Origin of the sequence: Actinophytocola sp. (assembly GCF_050699935.1) — a bacterium.
In the GTDB taxonomy this organism is placed as follows: domain Bacteria; phylum Actinomycetota; class Actinomycetes; order Mycobacteriales; family Pseudonocardiaceae; genus Actinophytocola.
In genome coordinates, this window is sequence record NZ_JBOHGB010000045.1 from 22,471 (window position 1) to 45,222 (window position 22,752).

General features: G+C 71.3%; 21 protein-coding genes. 15 read left to right on the top strand and 6 right to left on the bottom strand.

Annotated elements, in window-relative coordinates:
• Nucleotides 1–2 precede the first annotated feature (2 nt).
• On the bottom strand, nucleotides 3–353 hold the full coding sequence (locus ACRDTB_RS16775) for a hypothetical protein (RefSeq protein ID WP_431431256.1): 351 nt from the start codon (nucleotides 351–353) through the stop codon (nucleotides 3–5).
• Nucleotides 347–1,948: a polyprenol phosphomannose-dependent alpha 1,6 mannosyltransferase MptB gene (mptB, locus tag ACRDTB_RS16780; protein WP_431431258.1), complete on the bottom strand. Its 1,602-nt coding sequence runs from the start codon at nucleotides 1,946–1,948 to the stop codon at nucleotides 347–349. The genes ACRDTB_RS16775 and mptB overlap by 7 nt, the downstream gene beginning before the upstream one ends.
• A gap of 96 nt (nucleotides 1,949–2,044) precedes the next feature.
• Between mptB and ACRDTB_RS16785 the strand changes: the two genes are divergently transcribed.
• From ACRDTB_RS16785 to ACRDTB_RS16820, 8 genes are all read left to right on the top strand, one after another.
• A complete protein-coding gene (locus ACRDTB_RS16785) occupies nucleotides 2,045–2,782 on the top strand; it encodes a helix-turn-helix transcriptional regulator (RefSeq protein WP_431431260.1) in 738 nt (245 codons plus the stop codon).
• A 59-nt stretch (nucleotides 2,783–2,841) separates the two neighbouring features.
• Nucleotides 2,842–4,221: a Fe-S cluster assembly protein SufB gene (sufB, locus tag ACRDTB_RS16790; RefSeq protein WP_431431295.1), complete on the top strand. Its 1,380-nt coding sequence runs from the start codon at nucleotides 2,842–2,844 to the stop codon at nucleotides 4,219–4,221.
• Nucleotides 4,222–5,385, top strand: coding sequence for a Fe-S cluster assembly protein SufD (gene sufD / locus ACRDTB_RS16795; RefSeq protein WP_431431263.1), 1,164 nt, complete (start codon nucleotides 4,222–4,224; stop codon nucleotides 5,383–5,385). It begins immediately after the preceding gene.
• Entirely contained in the window at nucleotides 5,382–5,699 is a 318-nt protein-coding gene (locus ACRDTB_RS16800; RefSeq protein WP_431431265.1) for a non-heme iron oxygenase ferredoxin subunit, read from the top strand. The genes sufD and ACRDTB_RS16800 overlap by 4 nt, the downstream gene beginning before the upstream one ends.
• 15 nt (nucleotides 5,700–5,714) lie before the next feature.
• Entirely contained in the window at nucleotides 5,715–6,488 is a 774-nt protein-coding gene (gene sufC / locus ACRDTB_RS16805) for a Fe-S cluster assembly ATPase SufC (RefSeq protein WP_431431267.1), read from the top strand.
• 17 nt (nucleotides 6,489–6,505) lie between these two features.
• Nucleotides 6,506–7,759 carry a cysteine desulfurase gene (locus ACRDTB_RS16810; RefSeq protein WP_431431269.1) on the top strand — a complete coding sequence of 418 codons (1,254 nt, stop codon included), beginning with the start codon at nucleotides 6,506–6,508 and terminating at the stop codon, nucleotides 7,757–7,759.
• A 19-nt stretch (nucleotides 7,760–7,778) separates the two neighbouring features.
• Nucleotides 7,779–8,225, top strand: coding sequence for a Fe-S cluster assembly sulfur transfer protein SufU (sufU, locus tag ACRDTB_RS16815; protein WP_431431270.1), 447 nt, complete (start codon nucleotides 7,779–7,781; stop codon nucleotides 8,223–8,225).
• 64 nt (nucleotides 8,226–8,289) lie between these two features.
• Nucleotides 8,290–8,682 (top strand): metal-sulfur cluster assembly factor, encoded by a 393-nt coding sequence (locus ACRDTB_RS16820; RefSeq protein WP_431431272.1) that lies wholly within the window; start codon nucleotides 8,290–8,292, stop codon nucleotides 8,680–8,682.
• 18 nt (nucleotides 8,683–8,700) lie between these two features.
• Here ACRDTB_RS16820 and ACRDTB_RS16825 read toward each other — a convergent pair whose 3' ends face one another.
• Together ACRDTB_RS16825 and ACRDTB_RS16830 are read right to left on the bottom strand one after the other, a co-directional pair.
• Nucleotides 8,701–9,084, bottom strand: a complete 384-nt coding sequence (locus tag ACRDTB_RS16825) for a MerR family transcriptional regulator (RefSeq protein WP_431431273.1) — start codon at nucleotides 9,082–9,084, stop codon at nucleotides 8,701–8,703.
• Between the two features lie 23 nt (nucleotides 9,085–9,107).
• Nucleotides 9,108–10,355, bottom strand: a complete 1,248-nt coding sequence (locus tag ACRDTB_RS16830) for a lycopene cyclase family protein (RefSeq protein WP_431431275.1) — start codon at nucleotides 10,353–10,355, stop codon at nucleotides 9,108–9,110.
• Nucleotides 10,356–10,388: 33 nt separating this feature from the next.
• Here ACRDTB_RS16830 and ACRDTB_RS16835 point away from each other — a divergent pair, with 33 nt between their 5' ends.
• The 4 genes from ACRDTB_RS16835 to ACRDTB_RS16850 all read left to right on the top strand — a co-directional run bounded on the left by ACRDTB_RS16835 (nucleotide 10,389) and on the right by ACRDTB_RS16850 (nucleotide 16,461).
• Complete coding sequence (locus ACRDTB_RS16835) at nucleotides 10,389–11,930, top strand: deoxyguanosinetriphosphate triphosphohydrolase family protein (protein ID WP_431431276.1); 1,542 nt, start codon at nucleotides 10,389–10,391, stop codon at nucleotides 11,928–11,930.
• A gap of 197 nt (nucleotides 11,931–12,127) precedes the next feature.
• Nucleotides 12,128–14,911: a S8 family serine peptidase gene (locus ACRDTB_RS16840; RefSeq protein ID WP_431431278.1), complete on the top strand. Its 2,784-nt coding sequence runs from the start codon at nucleotides 12,128–12,130 to the stop codon at nucleotides 14,909–14,911.
• A 443-nt stretch (nucleotides 14,912–15,354) separates the two neighbouring features.
• Nucleotides 15,355–16,023: an acVLRF1 family peptidyl-tRNA hydrolase gene (locus ACRDTB_RS16845; RefSeq protein WP_431431279.1), complete on the top strand. Its 669-nt coding sequence runs from the start codon at nucleotides 15,355–15,357 to the stop codon at nucleotides 16,021–16,023.
• A 9-nt stretch (nucleotides 16,024–16,032) separates the two neighbouring features.
• Nucleotides 16,033–16,461: a type II toxin-antitoxin system Rv0910 family toxin gene (locus ACRDTB_RS16850; protein WP_431431281.1), complete on the top strand. Its 429-nt coding sequence runs from the start codon at nucleotides 16,033–16,035 to the stop codon at nucleotides 16,459–16,461.
• 1 nt (nucleotide 16,462) lies between these two features.
• Here ACRDTB_RS16850 and ACRDTB_RS16855 read toward each other — a convergent pair whose 3' ends face one another.
• Nucleotides 16,463–17,242 (bottom strand): SDR family oxidoreductase, encoded by a 780-nt coding sequence (locus tag ACRDTB_RS16855; protein WP_431431283.1) that lies wholly within the window; start codon nucleotides 17,240–17,242, stop codon nucleotides 16,463–16,465.
• A 188-nt stretch (nucleotides 17,243–17,430) separates the two neighbouring features.
• On the opposite strand from ACRDTB_RS16855, the gene ACRDTB_RS16860 reads away from it, so the two are divergent.
• Nucleotides 17,431–19,059 (top strand): ABC-F family ATP-binding cassette domain-containing protein, encoded by a 1,629-nt coding sequence (locus ACRDTB_RS16860; protein WP_431431284.1) that lies wholly within the window; start codon nucleotides 17,431–17,433, stop codon nucleotides 19,057–19,059.
• 131 nt (nucleotides 19,060–19,190) lie between these two features.
• Nucleotides 19,191–19,400: a helix-turn-helix domain-containing protein gene (locus tag ACRDTB_RS16865; RefSeq protein WP_133909271.1), complete on the top strand. Its 210-nt coding sequence runs from the start codon at nucleotides 19,191–19,193 to the stop codon at nucleotides 19,398–19,400.
• Nucleotides 19,401–19,410: 10 nt separating this feature from the next.
• On the opposite strand, the gene ACRDTB_RS16870 is transcribed toward ACRDTB_RS16865, so the two are convergent.
• Entirely contained in the window at nucleotides 19,411–20,874 is a 1,464-nt protein-coding gene (locus tag ACRDTB_RS16870; RefSeq protein WP_431431286.1) for a glycosyltransferase 87 family protein, read from the bottom strand.
• Between ACRDTB_RS16870 and ACRDTB_RS16875 the strand changes: the two genes are divergently transcribed.
• Nucleotides 20,873–22,717, top strand: a complete 1,845-nt coding sequence (locus ACRDTB_RS16875; RefSeq protein WP_431431297.1) for an ABC transporter ATP-binding protein — start codon at nucleotides 20,873–20,875, stop codon at nucleotides 22,715–22,717. The genes ACRDTB_RS16870 and ACRDTB_RS16875 overlap by 2 nt on opposite strands.
• The last annotated feature ends 35 nt before the right edge of the window (nucleotides 22,718–22,752 follow it).

Sequence of the window (22,752 nt, forward strand, 5' to 3'; positions counted from 1 at the left end):
GGCTATTCGGCGTTCGCGATGTTGGCGGAGACGACCAGCGCCACCAACGGCAGGGCCCACGCCAGCACGATCCACGGGTACGGGGTGCGATCACGTTTGATGGCCCGGCCGCCGAGCACGCAGCCGATGATCAGCCCGACGACCAGGCAGCCAGCGGGCAACTGCCAGACCAGTTGTTGTGTCGCCGGGGAGCAGATCGGCCGGTCGGAGTCGCTGCTGCACGCGTCGCTCGCCATCACCATCAGTCCGCCCATGATGAACACGAACGGCGAGACGAGCACGTAGAGCCCCATCGTCAGCGCCAGGCCCAGCGAAAGACGACTCCGCCGGGTGCTCTTCTCGTCCGTCACCACGACGCGACCCTGGGCGGCCGGCCCGGGATGTGGTGTCTGACCAGGAACAGCGCGAGCAGGACGATGAGCGCCGCGGCCACGTACGTGTACGGCAGCTGGTACGTACGCCCGTCGAACGTGGTCCCGGTCGGCGGCAGGGCCACGGCGAACGCCGCGCTGATCGCCGTGGCCATCGTCCGGAACCGGATGTTGCCGGCCGCCACCGCCAGCGGCAGCGCGGCCCACAGCAGGTACCACGGCTGCACCGTCGCGCCGAACACCAGCACCGCGCCGAGTGCGGCGCCCAGGCCGATCATCGGGCGCAGCCGCCACCGGAAGCCGTCCAGCAGCAGCTTCGCCGCCAGCAACGGGCCGATCAGCGTGCCGACCATCCGGCTCACCATGATCGCCGCGTCGATGTGGTTGCCCAGGCCGAGCAGGATGCCCAGGCCGCCGGCGCCGAACCCGAGCGCGGTCATCGGCGCCATCCAGCTCTTGATGGAGTTGGCCGTGGTCAGCGTCGTCGCCCAGCCGTAGCCCAGCCCGCTGCCCAGCGACGCGATCGTGAGCACCGAGAGGAACAGCACCATCAGGACCGCGGCCGTGTTGAGCAGGTGCGTCCAGCGGCCGCCCCAGCGGCGCGCGATCATCACGCCGAGGAAGCCCAGCGCCAGCGCCGCCGGGATCTTCACCGCGGCGCCCAGCGTGATCACCGTGGCGCCGATGCCGTACCAGAGCAGCTCGCCCTGCTGCCACGGCGGGAACGGCCCGTCCGGTGTGACCCGGGGCATCCGCTTCAGCGCCAGCTCCACGCCGACCAGCATCAGACCGATCGCGAGCGCCTCGTTGTGCACGCCCACGACCAGGTGGAACAGCACGAGGGGGTTGGCCGCGCCGAGCCACAGCGCGCTGACCGGGTTGATGCCGAACCGCCGGGCCAACCGCGGCAGCGACCACACGATCATCGCGAAGCCGATGAGCGCCAGCAGCCGGTGGAACCCCACACCCATCACCACGTGGTCACCGGTGACCCACGTGATGCCCTTGCTGATCGTGATGAACAGCGGCCCGTACGGCGACGGCGTGTCCCGCCACATCGTCGGCACCGCGCGGGTGAGCGGGTCCGCGTTGCCGAGCGCCTCGGCCGGGCCGATCGTGTACGGGTCCAGGCCGCGCGCGGCGATCTCGCTCTGCGCGAGGTAGCTGTAGACGTCCTTGGAGAACATCGGGACCGTGAACACCAGCGGCGCGGTCCACATGATCAGTGTGCGAGCCATCTGCGGCGAGGACACCATCCGCTCGCGGCCGGGCAGCGACAGCCGGCCCAGACCCAGCCAGGCCAGCACGATCATGAACACGCCGGTGAACGCGAGCGCGATGGACACCGTGGGCATGCGACTGAACAGGCTGAAGAGCGGCAGGCTCCACACCGGGTTGAACACCGGTGCCGCCCCCGCCCCGAGCGACCCCACCGCGAGCAGCAGCGAGCCGACCGTGCCGAACCGGCGGACCACGTCGAGCTGCTTGCGCTCGCGTTCGTCTAGTGGGCCGGTTGAGGCCGCCGGCGCGCCGGACTGCTCGTCCACGTCCCCACGCACCGCGCTACCCGCCGCCACGCTGGGAAGACTATCGAGTGGCGCCGGCAGTGACCCCGCTCACCTCACCGGGACCCCGTCTTTGCGTGCCGCGACGAAATACGACACACTGATGTTGTGAAAAACGAGCAGCACGCCGAGGGTCGCACCAGGCATGGTGTGGCGCGGTTGCTGCTGGAGGAAGGGCCGATCACGACGGCCGCTGTCGCCGAGACCCTCGGGCTGAGTCCCGCCGCCGTGCGCCGGCACCTCGACGTGCTGGTCGCCAACGGGGAGGCCGAGTTCCGCGACGCCCCCCGCCGCGGCCAGCGCGGGCGCGGGCGGCCGGCCAAGCTCTGGCTGCTCACCGAGACCGGCCGGGCACGCTTCGGCCACGCCTACGACGACTTGGCCATCGCGGCCATCCGGTTCGTCGCCGAGGGCGGCGGCGAGACCGCCGTGCGTGCCTTCGCGCAGCGCCGGGCGGCCACGCTGGTCGACCGGCACCGCGCCGCGGTGGCCGCACAACACGAGGTCGCGGACCGGACCAAGGCTCTCGCGGCCGCGCTCACGCGGGAGGGATACGCTGCGTCGACGCGGCGCGTCGGGACAGGGGAGCAGCTCTGCCAGCACCACTGCCCGGTCGCCCACGTCGCGGCGGAGTTCCCCCAGCTGTGCGAGGTCGAGACGGCGGCGTTCGCCGACCTGCTCGGCACCCACGTGCAGCGGCTCGCGACCATCGCACGCGGCGACGCCGTGTGCACCACACACGTACCGCTCGGCGGCACCGAACCCGCCGGGCCGGGCGCGACCGGGTCGAATCCGACCGACCCGAACCAGACCGCTCCCACCACGACCGAAGGGACGCCTTCATGACCACCGCCCCGGAACGCGCGGGTTCGCCGCCGCTGACCCAGGAGGAGACGCTTGCCTCCATGGGCAAGTACCAGTTCGGCTGGGCCGACTCCGACGTCGCCGGCGCGAGCGCCCAGCGCGGCCTGTCCGAAGCCGTCGTCAGGGACATCTCCGATAAGAAGGGCGAGCCGGAGTGGATGCGTGAGTCCCGACTCAAGGCGCTGCGACTGTTCGACCGCAAGCCGATGCCCAACTGGGGCGCGGACCTGTCCGGCATCCACTTCGACACGATCAAGTACTTCGTGCGCTCGACCGAGCAGCAGGCCGCGAGCTGGGAGGACCTCCCCGAGGACATCAAGAACACCTACGACAAGCTCGGCATCCCGGAGGCGGAGAAGCAGCGCCTCGTCGCGGGCGTCGCCGCGCAGTATGAGTCCGAGGTGGTTTATCACAAGATCAACGAGGAGCTCGAGAAGCAGGGCGTGATCTTCCTCGACACCGACACGGCGCTGCGGGAGCACCCGGAGCTGTTCGAGGAGTACTACGGCTCGGTCATCCCGCACGGGGACAACAAGTTCTCCGCGCTCAACGGCGCCGTGTGGTCCGGCGGCTCGTTCATCTACGTGCCGCCGGGCGTGCACGTCGAGATCCCGCTGCAGGCCTACTTCCGGATCAACACCGAGAACATGGGCCAGTTCGAGCGGACGCTGATCATCGTCGACGAGGGCGCCTACGTGCACTACGTCGAGGGCTGCACCGCACCGATCTACTCGTCGGACTCGCTGCACTCGGCGGTCGTCGAGATCATCGTGAAGAAGGGCGGCCGCTGCCGGTACACGACCATCCAGAACTGGTCGAACAACGTCTACAACCTGGTCACCAAGCGCGCGAAGGCCGAAGAGGGCGCGACCATGGAGTGGATCGACGGCAACATCGGCTCCAAGGTCACGATGAAGTACCCGTCGGTGTTCCTGATGGGCGAGCACGCCAAGGGCGAGGTCCTCTCGATCGCGTTCGCGGGCGAGGGCCAGCACCAGGACGCGGGCGCGAAGATGGAGCACCTGGCGCCGCACACGTCCTCGACGATCGTGTCCAAGTCGGTGGCCCGCGGCGGCGGCCGGACTTCCTACCGGGGTCTGGTGAAGGTCGCGAAACGCGCCCACCACTCGAAGTCCACGGTGAAGTGCGACGCGCTGCTGGTCGACCAGATCAGCCGCAGCGACACCTACCCGTACGTGGACATCCGCACGGACGACGTGTCGATGGGCCACGAGGCGACGGTGTCCAAGGTCAGCGAGAACCAGCTGTTCTACCTCATGTCCCGGGGCCTGACCGAGGACGAGGCGATGGCGATGGTGGTCCGCGGCTTCGTCGAGCCGATCGCGCGTGAGCTGCCGATGGAGTACGCGCTCGAGCTCAACCGGCTCATCGAGCTGCAGATGGAAGGGGCCGTCGGCTAGATGACAACCGTCGCACAGACACCGCACTCCCATGGTGCGGTGGTCCCGGAGGCGTCCCGCGCCGAGCGGTTCTCCGCCTTCGACGTCGAGGCGTTCGAGGTCCCGGGTGGCCGGGAGGAGATCTGGCGCTTCACGCCGATGAAGCGCCTCCGCGGACTGCACGACGGCACCGCGATCGCCACCGGCGAGCTGACGGTCGACGTCGACGCCGCGCCCGAGGTCATCGTCGAGACGGTCGGCCGGGACGATGAGCGGCTCGGCGCCGCGGGCACCCCCGGTGACCGGATCGCCGCACAGGCCTACAGCTCGTTCCCGAAGGCCACGGTCGTGACCGTGCCCAAGGAGACCCGGACGTCGGCCACCACGACGGTGACGGTCACCGGGCCGGGAGAGGGCCAGGTCGCCTACGGGCACCTGCAGGTTCGCGCCGAGCCGTTCGCCGAGGCCGTGGTCGTGGTCGATCACCGGGGCAGCGGCACCGTCGCGGACAACGTCGAGCTCGTCGTCGGCCACGGCGCGCGGCTCACCGTGGTCAGCGTGCACGACTGGGCCGATGACGCGGTGCAGGTCTGCGCGCACCACGCCAGGCTCGGCCGGGACGCGACGCTCAAGCACCACCTCGTGGCACTCGGCGGCGACCTGGTCCGGGTCAGCCCGACCGTCGTGTTCGCGGGGCCGGGCGGCGACGCCCAGCTCAACGGGCTGTACTTCGCCGACGCTGGGCAGCACATCGAGCTGCGCACGTTCGCCGACCACGCCGAGCCGAACTGCAAGTCCGACGTGGTCTACAAGGGCGCGCTGCAGGGAGACGGCGCCCGGACCGTGTGGATCGGCGACGTGCTCATCCGGGCGGCCGCCGAGGGCACCGAGACCTTCGAGCTGAACCGGAACCTGGTGCTCACCGAGGGCGCGCGCGCCGACTCGGTGCCGAACCTGGAGATCGAGACCGGCGAGATCGCCGGCGCCGGGCACGCCAGCGCCACCGGCCGGTTCGACGACGAGCAGCTGTTCTACCTGCAGGCCCGCGGCATCCCGGAGGACGCCGCGCGCCGGCTGGTCGTGCGGGGCTTCTTCCACGAGCTGCTGATGAAGATTGCCGTCCCGGAGATCCGGGACCGCCTTGAGGCGGCCATCGAGGAAGAGCTCGAGGCGGTCGGCGCATGATGCGCGCGTGTGCACTGTCCGACCTCGACGACGGCAAGCCGTTCGCCGTCGAGGTCGACGACGTGGAGCTCGTGCTGGTGCGCCAGGGCGACACGGTGCACGCGCTGCGCGACGAGTGCTCGCACGCGGAGCTGGCGCTGTCCGAGGGCGAGGTGACGCCCAAGGGCATCGAGTGCTGGCTGCACGGTTCCTGCTTCGACCTGCGCACCGGCGCGCCGTCGTCGCCTCCGGCCACCGAGCCCGTCGACGTGTTCGCCGTCGAGATCCGCGACGGTGAGGTCCACGTGGACGTCACCACCACCAAGAACTACTGAGGAGCAACACGAGAGATGGCCACGCTGGAGATCAAGGGTCTGCACGTTTCGGTCAACACCGACGAGACGAAGAAGGAGATCCTGTCCGGGGTCGACCTGACCATCAGGGCGGGCGAGACGCACGCCATCATGGGCCCGAACGGGTCCGGCAAGTCCACGCTGTCCTACGCGGTCGCCGGGCACCCCAAGTACGAGGTGACCTCCGGCGAGGTGCTGTTGGACGGCGAGGACGTGCTGTCGATGACCGTCGACGAGCGCGCCCGGGCCGGCCTGTTCCTCGCCATGCAGTACCCCGTCGAGGTGCCCGGCGTGTCCATGTCGAACTTCCTGCGCACCGCGGCCACCGCAGTGCGCGGCGAGGCGCCGAAGCTGCGGCACTGGGTCAAGGAGGTCAAGACGGCGATGTCCGACCTCGACATCGACCCCGCCTTCGCCGACCGCAGCGTGAACGAGGGCTTCTCGGGAGGCGAGAAGAAGCGGCACGAGATCCTGCAGCTGGCGCTGCTCAAGCCCAAGATCGCGATCCTCGACGAGACCGACTCCGGCCTCGACGTGGATGCCCTGCGCGTCGTGTCCGAGGGCATCGGCCGGGTCAAGGCGGGCGGCGAGGTCGGCATCATGCTGATCACCCACTACACCCGAATCCTGCGCCACATCACCCCTGATGTCGTGCACGTCTTCAGTGGGGGAAGGATCGTCGAGTCCGGTGGCTCCGAGCTGGCCGAGCAGCTCGAGGAGCACGGCTACGTGCGGTTCACCGGCAAGCAGGAGCCGGCCGGCATCGGCTGAGAATCGAGGGTTCCCGGATGACCACCACCACGCCACTGGATGTCGAGACGATCCGCAAGGACTTCCCGATCCTGTCCCGGCTCGTGCACGGCGACAAGCCGCTGGTGTACCTGGACAACGCGGCCACCTCGCAGAAGCCGCGCCAGGTGCTCGACGCGCTGGTCGAGTACTACGAGAAGCACAACGCCAACGTGCACCGCGGCATCCACACGCTGGCCGAGGAGGCCACGGCGCTGTACGAGGGCGCCCGGGACAAGGTCGCGCAGTTCATCGGCGCGCCCAGCCGTGACGAGGTGGTGTTCACCAAGAACTCCTCCGAGGCCATGAACCTGGTGGCCCGGGTGCTCGGCGACGCCGGGCCCGGCTACCGGGTCGGCCCTGGCGACGAGATCGTCATCACCGAGATGGAGCACCACTCGAACATCGTGCCGTGGCACCAGCTCGCGCAGCGGACCGGCGCGTCCCTGAAGTGGTTCCGGATCACCGACGACGGCCGGCTCGATCTGTCCACTCTGGACTCCGTGGTCACCGAGCGGACGAAGATCGTGTCGATGGTGCACGTGTCGAACCTGCTCGGCACCATCAACCCGGTCGAGCGGGTCATCGCCCGCGCCCGCGAGGTCGGTGCCCTGGTGCTGCTGGACGCGTCGCAGTCCGCGCCGCACCTGCCGCTCGACGTCGACGCGCTCGGTGCGGACTTCGTCGCCTTCACCGGGCACAAGATGCTCGGCCCGACCGGGATCGGCGTGCTGTGGGGCCGGCTGCCGCTGTTGGCCGAGCTGCCCCCGTTCCTCGGCGGCGGCGAGATGATCGAGCTGGTGACGATGGAGGGGTCGACGTTCGCCCCGCCGCCGCACAAGTTCGAGGCCGGCACCCCGCCGATCGCGGAGGCGGTCGGGCTCGGCGCCGCGGTCGACTACCTCACCGCGGTCGGCATGCCGGCCATCGCCGCGCACGAGCACGAGCTGACGACGTACGTGCTGGCCGCGCTGGCCGACGTGGATGGCGTGCGGATCATCGGGCCGAACACCGCCGAGGGGCGCGTCGCGGAGGTGTCGTTCTCCGTCGAGGGCATCCACCCGCACGATGTCGGCCAGGTCCTGGACGACCTGGGCGTCGCCGTGCGGGTCGGCCACCACTGCGCGCGGCCGGCCGTCGTGCGCTACGGAATTGCGGCGACCACGAGGGCGTCGTTCTACCTGTACAACACCACCGCCGAGGTGGACGCGTTGGTGGCGGGACTGGCGCACGTGAAGAAGGTCTTCGGATGAAGCCGGAGAGGCGGGCCGGGTGAACCTCGAGTCGATGTACCAGGAGATCATCCTGGACCACTACAAGAACCCGCACGGGCGCGGCCTGCGTGAGCCGTACGACGCCGAGTCCTTCCAGGTCAACCCGACCTGCGGGGACGAGGTGACGCTGCGGGTCGCCCTCACCGATGACAAGGTCAAGGACGTGTCCTACGAGGGGCAGGGTTGCTCGATCAGCCAGGCGTCGACGTCGGTGCTCACCGACCTGGTGACCGGCCGGTCGGTCGGGGAGGCACTGTCCACGATGGACGCTTTCGTGACCATGGTGCAGGGCCGCGGCCAGGTCGAGCCGGACGAGGACATGCTGGAGGACGGCGTCGCGTTCGCCGGCGTCGCGAAGTACCCGGCCCGTGTGAAGTGTGCGCTGCTCGGATGGATGGCGTTCAAGGACGCCGTGGCCCGGGCCGATGGAGGTGCTGTCCGATGAGCGGAGCTTGCGGAGCGAATCATCAAATACAGGGCGAGCGCGACCGAGCCTGCGAGGGAGCATCATGAGTGAGGTCGAGAACATGGAGCGGGGCGTGGAGTCGCTGCCCGAGCCACCCGCGCCCAATGCGGACGTGGCCGCGATCGAGGACGTCGAGGAGGCCATGCGGGACGTCGTCGACCCCGAGCTCGGCATCAACGTCGTGGATCTCGGCCTGGTGTACGACATCAGGATCGAGGAGGACAACACCGCGACTCTGGACATGACGCTGACGTCCGCGGCCTGCCCGCTGACCGACGTGATCGAGGACCAGACGCGCGCGGCGCTGACCGCCGGCCCCGGCGGCGGCCTCGTGGGTGACTTCCGGATCAACTGGGTCTGGATGCCTCCGTGGGGCCCGGAGAAGATCACCGACGACGGCCGCGAGCAGCTGCGCGCGCTCGGCTTCACGATCTAGCGCCACCGCACCAGCTCGTCACGCCGGGCTGGCGCTCCGGTCGCGTAGCACGCCCCGGTAGTACCCGATCTTCCCGCGGATGTGCTCCTGCTCCTCGCGCAGCTGCGCGATCTTCGCGTCGACGTCGCGGTCGTGTTCCTCCAGCAGCTCGATCCGGTCCGGGATGGTCGACTCGCCGTCGCGCGCCAGCTCGGCGAAGCGGACCATGCGCTGGATCGGCATCCCGGTCTCGCGCAGGCAGCGCAGGATCATCAGCCAGGACACGTCGTCCTCGGTGAACACCCGCTGGCCGCCCGGGTTGCGTTCGATGTCGTCGAGCAGGCCGATCCGCTCGTAGTAGCGCAGGGTGTCGATGCTGAACCCCGTCCGTTCGGCGACCTGGCCGGGTGAGTAGCGCTGCATTGGCCGAGTCTATGCCGGCGTGCTCATCGCACTGTTCGTTTCGCCGCCGGGGTCCGGCGCGCCGGAACGCCGAGCATCGTCCGGCGCAGCGGCCACGGGGCCGCGCGGAAGAGGCGGGCCATCGCCGCCGTGGTGGCGGCGAGATCCGCACGGCCGGACAGGTACGCGTGCTGAAGTCCGGGCGGGAGCGCGAAGAACAGCGTGAAGAACTCCTCGGCCTGCTCCGGCGCGAGGGCGAGCAGCGTACGCAGCCCCGTGCGGCGCAGCCGGTGTACCGCCCGGGCCCGGGCCGACCACACCACCCGCCGGGCCGCCGCGGCGCCTCCGGTGGCGATCGCCTCGGCCACCCCGGGCGCGAGCCGCAACGCGTCGGCGATGCCGTACCCGGTGGCGGGATGTGTGAGTCCGGCCGCCGCCCCGAACGGCACGACGCGCCACTCGCGGCCCGAAGTTGTCCACAACCCGCCCGCACGCCCCGATTTGGTCCCCCACCCCCGATAGAATGGCCTCAGGGGCGCCCCCCGGGAACGGGTGGGGGTGGGGCACCGCACGTGCGCGCGCGAGCCCGGCGGCAGCGGTGGCCCGGGCAGGTCCGGGGCGGCGGGCGGCGAGTCCAGGGGGATGCGTACCCGCTCCACCTCGGCGTCATCGGGGTCGATGCCGTGTCCGGCCAGGCGGGCCAGCAGGCGCCGGCGCAGCTCCGCGAACGGCAGGCCCGGCCGGCTCGCGAGCGAGGTCTCCTCCAACAGCACGCGGCCGTCTGGCAGCGGGACGGCGTAGAGGAACGTCGCGGGACCTGGCAGCGGCTGCCGCCAGTCCATGAACACCGCCTCACCCTGCCCGACGATCGGCGAGGCGACGTGCGCCGGCACCCGGACCCCGAACGCCGTCTGCTCGGCCCCACCGGTGGGGCGGGCGCCGGTCGCGTCGATCAGCACGGGGGCGTCGACGTCCCCCAGCCGGCCCGTGCGCACCTCGACGTCCGGGTGCGTGAGCGCGGCCCGCACCGACGGGTTGTCCAGCACCGCGTACTCCCGAGCCAGCCACCGCGCCGAGCCGGCGACCACCCGGGCCCGGGCCACCACGTACCCGGCCCCCGGCGGCAGCAGCGCCGCCTCGTCGAGCCACATGCCGTACGTCGCCGGCCAGGGCGCGGACGGTCGCGGCGCCACGAGCACCGTGCGCAGGCCGCGCAGCGCGCACGCCCGCGCGACCGCCCGGCCCGCCGGACCCGCCCCGGCCACCACGACATCCGCCTCGCCGCTCGTCACGGGAAAGATCCCAGCACAGTAGGGTCAACGGGCATGGGCGAGGGGCGCGAGGCACGGCGATCGGCGAGCGAGTCCGGCGACCTCGCCGCCAGCCCGTTCCGCGCCGACCGCGACCGGATCGTGGCGTCGCCCTTCTTCGCCCGCCTCGGCGGCGTCACCCAGGTCGTCAGCGTCAGCGGCTCCGGGCTGCTGCACAACCGGCTCACCCACAGTCTCAAGGTCGCTCAGGTCGCGCGTGCCATCGCCGAGCGGATCGCCACCGACCCGCGCCACGGCCCGCTGCTCGACGAGCTCGGCGGCTGTGACCCTGACGTCGTCGAGGCCGCCGCGCTCGCCCACGACCTCGGCCACCCGCCGTTCGGCCACCTCGGCGAGCAGGAGCTCGACCGGCTCGCACGGCACCGGTTCGGCCTGCCCGACGGGTTCGAGGGCAACGCCCAGAGCCTGCGCATCGTCACCACCACCGACACCGGCGGGCCCGGCGCGGTCGGGCTCGACCTCACCGCCGCGGTGCGCGCCGCGATGCTGAAGTACCCGTGGACCCGCCGTTCACACCCCGTGCCGCACCCGCGCGACCTGCCCGACCCGCCGCGCGGCGCGTCCGAGCCGGCCGACGAGCCACACACCGGGTCGAGCAAGTTCTCCGTCTACGTCACCGAGCTCGACGACCTGGTCCAGGCGCGCGAGCCGTTCGGCCGGCTCGCGAGCTGGCAGCAGACCGTCGAGGCGTCGATCATGGACACCGCCGACGACATCGCCTACGCCATCCACGACCTCGAGGACTTCCACCGCATCGGCGTCCTGCAGCACGCCCCGGTCGCCGCCGAGCTCGGCCGCTGGCTCACCGGCGCGCTCGAGCTCGCGGAGCTGGACGACGAGCTGCTGACCAGGCACTCGAGACGGCCCGGCTACTCGCTGGAAATCCTGCGCCGCCGCCTGCACCGCCGTGACTCGTGGATCGTCGACGACGACGCGTTCGTCGCCGCCGTGTCCCGGGTGCGCACCGAGCTCGTCGACACCCTGCTCGCCACCCCGTTCGACGGCTCGGTCGAGTCCGAGCAGGCCGTCGGCACGTTCTCCGCCGGGTGGACCGTGCGGTTCGCCACCGACATGCGCGTCGTGCCCGAGCCGCCGACCCGCTCCGGGCACGTGCAGCTGGCACCCGCGCAGTGGCACGAGGTGCAGGTGCTCAAGTTCGTGCACCGGCGGTTCGTGCTGCTCCGCCCGGACCTCGCCCTGCACCAGCGCGGCCAGGCGCTGCTGCTCGCCTCGCTCGTCCAGGCCCTCGAGCAGTGGCTGACCGACCGGTACGAGTCGAACCGGTTGCCGCGCAGGCTGCAGGACCTGGTCATGCTCGCCGAGCACGAGTACGGCACGCTCGCCGCCACGGATGTGTCCACTTTGGTCGGTGCGGTAGGCGAGCCGCCGCAGGGCGCGGCCGGCATCCGGGAACTGGCTCGGGGACGGGCGGTGATCGACTTCGTCGCGTCGCTCACGGACAGTCAGGCGGCCACGCTCCTCGACGCCCTCGCCGGGCGCAGCGCACAACCGTGGTCGGACGCGTTCGTCCTGTGAGTCGTTAACAGCCGGCAATTGGTAACACGATCCTGGCGCGGTTGAGCCAAATGGCCGCTGTGTCGGAAAGCACCGAACCATAGGTTGGCCCGGCCGGGAGTACCCGGTTGGGCTGTCCGTGTGTCGGGGCACGGCCGATTCGCGGAGGACGATCCGTGCGTAAACCTGCACACGCATCACGAAGATCCCGAGTCCTGTTGACATCAGCGGCCTGCCTGCTCACCGTCGTCGGGCTGGCGAGTCCGGCGGCCGCCGCGCCAGCGCCCGAGGACCAGAAGGTATCGGCCGCGGACAACGCCGCCAGGCAGATCGGCGCCCTGCAGGACATCAAGAAGCGCGCCAGCAAGAATCAGACCAAAGTGGACAGCAAGCTACTCGTCGAGCTGACCGCGCGCGCCGGCGCGGCGGCGACGAGCGCGGTGCCGCGGCTGCAGAGCGGCGTCAAGGTCAGCGGCGGCGAGACCATGGTCGACATTCGTGCCACGGTGTCGAACGACCTGCGCAAGGCGCTCACCAACGCGGGCGCCACGCTCAAGTCGGTGTCCACTCGGTACGGAACGATCCGGGCCGACCTGCCGCTGTCGGCGATCAACACGATCGCCGCGCGCAAGGACGTCCGGAAGATCGAGGTGGCGGGCGGCGCCATGACCGCGCGCGAGCTCGACCGCGGCGCCGCGCCGGCGAAGCCCGAGTCCAAACAGGACAAGGCAGCCCGGATCGCGGCGAGCACCCGGGCGGCGCTGGAGGACCGCGCCGGGCCGGTCAACAGCGAGGGCGACCGCACGCACAACGCGGACACCTCGCGCGAGCAGGTCGGCGTCACCGGTGTGGGCGTGAAGATCTGCGCGCTGTCCGACGGGGTCGACTCGCTGGCCGCGTCGCAGGCCGCCGGTGAGCTGCCGGACGTCGACGTGCTGCCCACGCAGGCGGGCGGTGGCGACGAGGGCACCGCGATGCTGGAGATCATCCACGACGTGGCGCCCAGCGCGTCGCTCGGGTTCGCGACCGCGTTCAACGGCGACGCCAGCTTCGCGGACAACATCCGTGCGCTGCGCTTCGAACTGGACTGCGACATCATCGTCGACGACATCATCTACTTCCGGGAGGCGCCGTTCCAGGACTGGATCATCGCCCAGGCCGTGAACGACGTGATCGCCGACGGGGCGCTGTACTTCTCCTCGGCGGGCAACGAAGGCAACACCGTCGACGGCACCGCCGCGCACTGGGAGGGCGACTTCGTCAACTCCGGCCAGGTGATCGGCAAGTTCGCCGGGTACGCGCACGACTTCGACCCGTCTGAGCGCACCCAGGTGTTCCAGCCGATCTCGGACGCCTCGTCCGCGGGCGTGCCGGTCCTGCTGAACTGGTCGGACCCGATCGGCGGATCGGGTAACGACTACGACCTGTACCTGTTGGACCGCAACGGAAACGTGGTCTCGATGAGCCAGGACTTCCAGACCGGCACCCAGGACGCCCATGAGCGGGTGGACACGCCGCTGTTCGGCGGCAGCGGGCTGCGGCTGGCGGTCGTGAAGTTCGCCGGTGCCGACCGGTACCTGTCGCTCTCGGCGCTGCGCGGCCGGTTCTCCGACTCGGCCGACGGGCTCAAGGCGTTCAACACCCCGGGTGTCACGTTCGGCCACTCGGCCGCGCGAGGCGCGTTCAGCGTGGCCGCGGCGCCGGCGAACGACCCACTGCCGTTCGACCTCGAGCCGGGCGACCCGCCGAACCCGCGGGGCCCGTTCCCGGACGCCTTCGACGCCGATTCGGCGCTCGAGCGGTTCACCTCCGACGGTCCGCGCAAGGTCTTCTACGAGGCGGACGGCACGCCGATCACGCCGGGCGACGTCAGCTCTACCGGTGGCGAGGTGCGGCAGAAGCCGGACATCACCGCCGCGGACGGCGTGTTCACCAGCGTGCCCGGTTTCGAACCGTTCTTCGGCACCTCGGCGGCCGCCCCGCACGCGGCGGCGATCGCCGGTCTGGTCCTGTCCGGCAACCCCGGCATCGACCCGGCCGAGGTGCGTGAGGCGCTGACCAGCACGGCGATCGACATCGCCGAGCCGGGCGTGGACGGGCGCAGCGGGCACGGCGTGGTGCTGGCCGACCGGGTGCTGGGGTTCACCGGGGCGAGCCCGCAGCCGCTGGCACGGGCGCAGTCGCCCAAGATCACGCCGCCGGGCGGCGGCGAGTTCCTGAACCCGGGTGACACCGCGACGGTCGCGCTGCCGGTGACCAACCTCGGCGACGCCACCTCGGTGTCGACGAGCGTGGTGCTGACCAGCCCGACGTCGGGCGTGACCGTCAGCCCGCGGGCGCAGTCGTACGGCACGATCGAGAAGGGCGACACGGCGGTCCGGACCTTCCAGGTCACCGTGCCGGCCACGCACCAGGTGGGCGTCCCGCTGGTGCTGAACAGCCGGGTCACGTTCGCCGGGGCCTACTCGCCGAGCACCGCGAGCTTCTCGGTCGACGTGGGCGAGCCGTCACCGACCACTGTGGACTTCGCGTATGCGGGTGCACCGGTGGCGATCCCCGACGCCAGCACCGTGGGCGCGAGCGTGACGATCCCGGTCAGCGGCATGGGGCCGGCGTCGAAGGTCACGTTCTCGGTCGACGGGGCGACGTGCGACACGACGGCGGGGTCGACCACGGTCGGCCTGGACCACACGTTCGTCGGTGACCTGGTCGGCATCCTGACCTCGCCGACCGGTGCCAGCGCGACCGTGTTCAGCGGCTCCGGCGGCGGCGGGAACAACATGTGCCAGGTCGTGTTCGCCGACGCGGCGGAGAACCCGTTCACGTCGGTGACGTCCAGCCAGGCGCCGTTCACCGGAACCTGGCAGCCGAACGACCCGCTGGGCGGCCTGCGCGGCCCGGCGGACGGCGACTGGACGTTGCGCGCGTTCGACCTCGTCGGCGCCGACACCGGCTCGATCCGGGCGGTTTCCCTGCACATCAACGGGTACGTCACGCCGTGACGTCCTGACGGTCCGGCCGCCGCCGTAGTCGCCGGTGGCGGCCGGACCGTGCTGATGGTTCGCTTCGTTCCTGCGCTACTCGCCGTCTTCCCTCCTCACGTGCTCGGCGCTGGCGCGCCTGCGCGCGCTCCTCAGTCCAGACGGCGAACGCTCCGTCGCTCCCGCTCACGGTGTTGAATGGTTCGCTTCGTTCCTGCGCTACTCGCCGTCTTCCCTCCTCACGTGCTCGGCGCTGGCGCGCCTGCGCGCGATCGTCGGTCCAGACGGCGAACGCTGCGTCGCTCCCGCTCACGGTGTTGAATGGTTCGCTTCGTTCCTGCGCTACTCGCCGTCTTCCCTCCTCACGTGCTCGGCGCTGGCGCGCCTGCGCGCGCTCCTCAGTCCAGACGGCGAACGCTCCGTCGCTCCCGCTCACAGCGCGGCGCTCGCGTTACGGTCTGCGGGTGGGCAGAGCGAGGACGGTGGCCGGCGGTGGGCGCGCGGTCGAGGTCGAGCCGGAGCGGGTGGCCGGCTGGTACGACCGGTTCGCCGCCCGGCACGGGGGAGTGGCCGGCACCGTCCGCGAGCCGAGCTCGGTGCTCGTCACCGCGGTCGACGGCGCGACCGCGACGTGCGCGGTGCCGTTCGGGCCGCTCGCGTCCACCGGTTCGTTCGACGGGCTCGCCGTCGAGGCGCTCGTCGAGCACCTGCACGCGCCGCGGCGGATCGGGCTGCTGCTCGTGCGGCTGGGTGGGCACAGCGTCGGCGTGGCGCGCGACGGCGTGGTGGAGGCGTCGCGAACCGACCGGCGGCTGGTGCACGGGCGCAGCGCCGCGGGCGGGTGGTCGCAGCACCGGTTCGCCCGGCGGCGCGAGGGGCAGGCGCGGGTGGCGCTGCGGGCGGCCGCCGACGACGCGGCGGAGGTGCTGGTGCCCCGACTGTCCGAACTGGACGCCGTGGTGCTCGGCGGCGACCAGCGGGCGCTCGAGGGCCTACGCGCCGATTCTCGACTCGGGCGGCTGTTCGCGCTCGCCGAGCCGCGGGTGCTCGACGTGCCCGAGCCACGGCGCACGGTCCTCGACGACGCGGCCCGGCGGGCGCGCTGCGTCGAGATCGTGGTGCGGGACCCGTAGGAGGGCGTCGTGGCCAAGGTGCACGCGTCCGGGCCGGTGCCGGCGCCGCCGGACCGGACCTGGGCCACCGCGGCCGACCTGTCCCGCTTCGGCGAGTGGCTGACCCTGCACGAGGGCTGGCGCGGCGACGTGCCGGCGGAGATCACCGCGGGGACGGACCTGACGTCGGTGGTGACGGTGCTGGGTCTGCGCAACCGCGTCCGATGGCACGTCGATCGCTACGCGCCGCCCCACGGCCTGACGATCTCCGGCCGCGGCGTGGGTGGCGTGCGGATCGCGTTGGAGCTCCGCGTCCGCGGCGACGGTGGCGAGTCGACGGTCACGATCGACGCGGAGGTCACCGGGCCGCCCGTCTTCGGGCCGGTGGGCAGGGTGATCGGGCGGGCCGTTCGCGCGGACCTGCACAGGTCGGTCGCGGCGCTCGCCGCACTGGTCTGAGTCAGCCGAGCGTGCCGGTGGCGAGCAGGCCGCCGTCGACCCGGACGGTCTCGCCGGTGATCCACTGCGCCCGGTCCGACGCCAGGAACGCGACGATCCGGGCCACGTCCTCCGGGTGGCCGAGGCGCTTCATCGGGTAGGCGCTCGCCGCCTGCTCCTCGCGCTCGTTGTAGAGCATCTCGGCGAACTTGGTCTTCACCACCGCCGGTGCCACGGCGTTGACCCGCACGCCGGGCCCGAGCTGCCAGGCCAGCTCCTCGGTCAGCCGGATCAGCGCGGCCTTGCTCGCGCCGTACGCGGAGATCACCCCGGACGAGCGCAGCCCGGCCACAGACGCGATGTTGACGATCGAGCCGCCGTGCTCGGCCATCCACGCCTTCAGCACCAGCTGCACGAAGCCGAGAGCGCCGACCACGTTCACGTCGAAGATCTTGCGCACCGCCGCCAGGTCGGCCTCCGCCAGCGGACCGTAGGTGGGGTTGATGCCGGTGTTGTTGATCAGTATGTCGAGCCGGCCGAACTCCTCCATCGTGCGCCGCACGACCTCCTCGCGGTCCTCGTCGCGGCCGGTGTTCGCGGGGACCGCGAGCACCTTCGCGTCCGGTACCTCGGCGCGCAGCTCACCGGCCGCCGCCTCGATCTGGTCCGGCTTGCGGGACGAGATCGTCACCGCCGCCCCACCGCGGGCCAGCTCGGCCGCGATCGCATGTCCGATGCCGCGGCTGGCACCAGTGACCAGCGCGACCTTGCCGTGGAAGTCCGGTGTCGTAGGCGGTGTCATGGGCCAAGACTCTAGCTAAGCGGATGCTTAGCGCGCATCGGCGCGAGGCCAGGGTCACCAATCTCGGTTGCCGGCTACCCGTAGACTCGGCGACGTGGTGATTCGTACGGACTAGGCCGCAGGCGTGCTCGCCGGTCATGACCGGCGAGCCGACGAGGCCTGCCATCACCATCTCACGGAGTCTCCGCATGATCACCGTCACCGATCTCGAACTGCGCGCCGGCACGCGCATCCTGCTCTCCGACGCGACCCTGCGCATTCAGCCCGGTGACCGGATCGGCCTCGTCGGCCGCAACGGCGCCGGCAAGACCACGACCCTGCGGGTGCTCGCCGGTGAGGCCGATCCGTACGCGGGCGACCTGCGCCGTGCGGGCGCGCTCGGCTACCTTCCCCAGGATCCGCGCGAGGGCAACCTCTCGGTCACCGCCAAGGACCGGGTGCTCTCCGCGCGCGGCCTCGACCAGCTGCTGCGTGACATGGAGAAGGCGCAGTCGGCGATGTCCGAGCACGCCGACGAGGGCCGCCGCGACCGCGAGGTCCGCCGCTACGGCCGGCTCGAGGAGCGGTTCGCCGCGCTCGGCGGCTACGCGGCGGAGAGCGAGGCCGCCCGGATCTGCGCCAACCTCGGGCTCGCCGACCGCGTGCTCGGCCAGCCGCTCGCGACGCTCTCGGGCGGCCAGCGCCGCCGCGTCGAGCTGTCCCGGATCCTGTTCGCCGCCGCGGAGTCCGGTGGCGGCAACGGATCGGGCACGACGCTGCTGCTCGACGAGCCGACCAACCACCTCGACGCCGACTCGATCACCTGGCTGCGCGGCTTCCTCAAGTCACACCACGGCGGCCTCGTCGTGATCAGCCATGACGTGGAGCTGCTCGCCGACGTGGTCAACAAGGTCTGGTTCCTCGACGCCATGCGCGGCCAGGTCGACCTCTACAACATGGGCTGGCAGCGCTACCTCGACGCGCGCGCCGCCGACGAGAAGCGCCGCCGCCGCGAGCGGGCCAACGCGGAGAAGAAGGCGTCCGCGCTGCAGGCGCAGGCGGACAAGATGCGCGCCAAGGCGACCAAGGCGGTGGCCGCGCAGAACATGGCTCGGCGCGCCGAGCGCCTGTTGTCCGGGCTCGAGGAGGTCCGCCAGGCGGACAAGGTCGCCAAGATCCGCTTCCCGGAGCCCGCGCCGTGCGGCAAGACCCCGCTCACCGCGGCGGGTCTGTCGAAGAGCTACGGCTCGCTGGAGGTCTTCACCGGGGTCGACCTCGCGATCGACCGCGGCAGCCGGGTGGTCGTGCTGGGCCTCAACGGCGCCGGCAAGACCACGCTGCTGCGCCTGCTCGGCGGTATGGAGACGCCGGACTCGGGCTCGGTCGTGCCCGGTCACGGGCTGCGGATCGGCTACTACGCGCAGGAGCACGAGACGCTCGACCACCAGGCGAGTGTCTGGGCCAACGTGCGGCACGCCGCGCCGGACACGCCCGAGCAGCAACTGCGCTCGCTGCTCGGGACGTTCCTGTTCAGCGGCGAGCAGCTCGAGCAGCCGGCCGGCACGCTGTCGGGCGGGGAGAAGACTCGGCTCGCGCTCGCCGGACTGGTCTCCAGCGCGGCCAACGTGCTGCTGCTCGACGAGCCGACCAACAACCTCGACCCGGCGAGCCGGGAGCGGGTTCTCGAGGCGCTGCACAACTACGCGGGCGCGGTAGTTCTCGTCACGCACGATCCTGGTGCGGTCGAAGCGCTTGCGCCCGAACGGGTGATCTTGCTACCTGATGGTACCGAAGATCACTGGTCTGCCGACTACCTGGAACTCGTTCAACTGGCCTAATCCCTCGTCCGGGGTGCAAGTGAGTTCACAGGTATTTTCGATCTCGTCTGGCATTCCACGCGGTCGTGTTCGATCATTGCGTCGGCAGGTATATCCAGGACCTCCGTCACACGCTATGGAAGGCGGACGACGTGGCTGATCTGAAGAAGGGCGCGCGCATCACGGGCAGCACGCGCGACAAGCTGGCCGCTGACCTCAAGAAGAAGTACGAGAAGGGCGCGAGCATTCGCGCTCTCGCGGAGTCTACGGGTCGCTCCTACGGGTTCGTGCACCGGGTGCTGTCGGAGTCCGGTGTCACGCTGCGGGGCCGCGGCGGAGCCACCCGTACCAAAAAGAAGTAGGTTTTCCGTCTCAGGCTTGGCTGCCGCGGGTGTCGGGGTTCGCGACCAGATCATCGGTCGGTCCCGCGGTTGGCCGGACCGTCCGGCGTCGTACGTGCGCTCCGCCGACGGAAGCGAACCCGATCATCGCGCCGAGCAGCGCCAGCGGGTAGACCAGGTACCCCCAGCGCGTGGCCGGCGCGAGGATGATCGCCATCCCGAGGCCGGTGGCGATCCGCAGCGTCGCGGCCGCGGGATCTCGCGGTGGGCGAAGCACGAGCCAGGCGATGATCGCGCAGGCCGCCGTGGCGAGCAGGGCCAGCGACACGGCGTGGCCGACCGGTCCCAGCCGGGCGATCAGATGCCCTGGCAGCGGGCTCTCCGCCGGTGAGCCGGCCTGGCCGAGTCCGGCCGGGTACAGAATCACGTGCTCGACGAACGACGCCGGGTTGACGAGCAGCACGGGCAGCACGACGACCGCACTCACCGCGACGGTCGTGCCGAGGAAGATCGCCAGGTCCTGGTGACCCCGGCCGCCGCGGCGGACGAGCACGGCCACCGCGAGGACCGCGAGTGCCGGCAGGGCGGTCAGCTTCATCGTGATCACCAGCGCGCACACCCCGCCGGCCCAGGCCGGGTGCGCGCGGTGGACGAGCGCGGTCGCGAGCACGATCAGGGCGATCACCGGAATGTCGTCTCCCGCCACCGTGATCGTCAGCAGCGTGAGCGGGCTGACCGCGGCGAACTGCGCGGCGAGGACCGGCACCCGCGGCCAGCCCAGCACGGCGAACGCCAGCACGATGATCAGCACGGTCGCGACGGCGAAGGCCACCCGGGCGTCGGTGAACGCCCCGTCGCCGAGCAGCGCGCGAGGCAGGCCGAACACGGTCATCGACGGGCCGTAGGGCGTGTAGTCGTCCGGGTGCGGCGGCCGGTCGAGCTGGCTCAGGTCCGGATAGGGGGTGCCGTCCGCGAGTAGGAGGTCCGCGGACCGCTCGACCACCCATACCTCCGGCTGGGACGGGAACGCCCACGGCCACTGTCCCCACACGAACGCCGGCGAGCGGCGGAAGATCAGCACGAGCAACGGCACGACACCGGCGAACAGACCCGTGACCGCGACCGGGGTCCAGCGCGAGCGCAGCAGTCTCGAGGAGAGTCTCGACGAGACTGTCGGGGGTGTCCGCGACAATAGGGCGAGCCCGGTGAGACCGGTGGCGAGCAGGTAGCCGATCGAGGCGAAGTTGCCCCAGACGCGGTAGCCGTAGAACTCGGAGAACAGCGCGCTCGCGGCCGCGAACAGGAGGCTCACCAGGTAGAAGAGCAGGTCGAAGCGGCGTGCGCGCTGCCCGGTCTGCTCCACGCGGGCACAGGCTACTAGGGCGGCGTGTTCGCTCTGCGGGTAACCGGGAAGGGCCGCCGCGCCGGCCGGTGTTGAGCCGGTGGGCGGGGTGAGGAAGAGGTGGGTCGTGGTCGAGAACGCCTGGATGGTCATGCACGGCGCCATGCGTGCCGCGAATGTGCCCAAGGGCCTGCACAAGGGCACCATCCGGCGGGTGTTCGGCTTCACGGGGACGCACCGGGGCAAGCTCGTCGTGTTCCTGCTGCTGACGATGATCTCGGCGGTGCTCGCGGTGTCCACGCCGCTGCTCGCCGGGCAGGTGGTGGACACGATCGTCGGCGGGCACGACGCGTCGATGGTGGTGTGGCTGGCGCTGGCGATCGCCGGGGTGGCCATCCTCGACGCCGGGCTGGGGCTGGCCGAGCGCTGGCAGTCGTCGCGGATCGGGGAGGGGCTGATCCACGACCTGCGCCGCGCGGTGTTCGAGCATGTACAGCGGATGCCGGTGGCGTTCTTCACGCGCACGCGGACCGGTGCTCTGGTCTCGCGGCTCAACAACGACGTGATGGGGGCTCAGCGGGCGTTCACCTCGACGCTCGCGGGCCTGGTGACCAACGTGATCCAGCTGGTGCTGTCGGTCGGGGTGATGCTCACGCTGTCCTGGCAGGTGACCGCACTGGCGCTGGTCCTGCTGCCGGTCTTCGTGCTGCCCGCGCGGCGGATGGGCCGGAAGATGGCCGACCTGCAGCGGGAGTCGGCGACGCTGAACGCGTCCATGACCAACCAGATGGCGGAGCGGTTCTCCGCGCCCGGCGCGACGCTGGTGAAGCTGTTCGGCCACCCGCGCGAGGAGGCGGACGAGTTCGGCGGGCGCGCGGCGCGGGTGCGCGACATCGGCGTGCGCACGGCGATGCTGACCCGGTGGTTCATGACGAGCCTGACGCTGGTGTCGGCGCTGGCGCAGGCGCTGGTGTACGGCCTCGGCGGGTACCTCGCGCTCACCGGTCAGCTGGCGGCGGGCACCGTGGTGGCGCTGGCGTTGCTGCTGACCCGGCTGTACACGCCGCTGACCGCGCTCGCGAACGCGCGGGTGGACGTGATGACCGCGCTGGTGTCGTTCGAGCGGGTCTTCGAGGTGCTCGACCTGAAGCCGATGATCAGCGAGTCGCCGTCGCCCCGGTCGGTGCCCGGCGGCGGGGTGTCGGTCTCGCTCGAGGACGTGCGCTTCGGGTACCCGGCGGCGGACAAGGTGTCGCTGGCGTCGCTGGAGGAGGTGGCCGTGCTCGACCAGCGGGGCGGCGAGGAGGTGCTGCACGGCGTGTCGTTTCGCGCGGAGGCAGGGCAGATGGTCGCGCTCGTCGGTCCGTCGGGTGCGGGCAAGTCGACGATCGCGTCCCTGGTGCCGCGGCTGTACGACGTGGACTCCGGCACGGTCCGTCTGTCCGATGTAGACGTTCAGGAGCTGTCGTTCGACTCGGTGCGGGACATCGTGGGCGTGGTGACCCAGGACGGCCACCTGTTCCATGACACGATCCGGGCGAACGTCGCCTACCCGCGGCCATCGGCCACGGACGAGGAGATCTGGGCGGCGTTGCGGCAGGCGCGGCTGGCGGACCTGGTCGAGTCGTTACCCGACGGGCTGGAGACCGTGGTGGGGGAGCGCGGCTACCGCCTGTCCGGCGGCGAGCGGCAGCGGCTGACGATCGCGCGGCTGCTGATCGCGCAGCCCCGCGTGGTCATCCTCGACGAGGCGACGGCGCACCTGGACTCGGAGTCGGAGGTCGCGGTCCAGGAGGCCCTGGCCTCGGCGCTGGCCGGCCGCACGGCGATCGTGATCGCCCACCGGTTGTCCACGGTCCGGGCCGCGGACCAGATCCTGGTGGTGGAGGGCGGGCGGATCGTCGAGCGGGGCGACCACGAGTCGCTGCTGGCCGCCGAGGGGCGCTACGCAGACCTGTACCGGACCCAGTTCGCCACGCAGGCCGCGGCCGCTTGACAGGCGTGGAAGGACGCCTTCCGGACGTCCAGTGT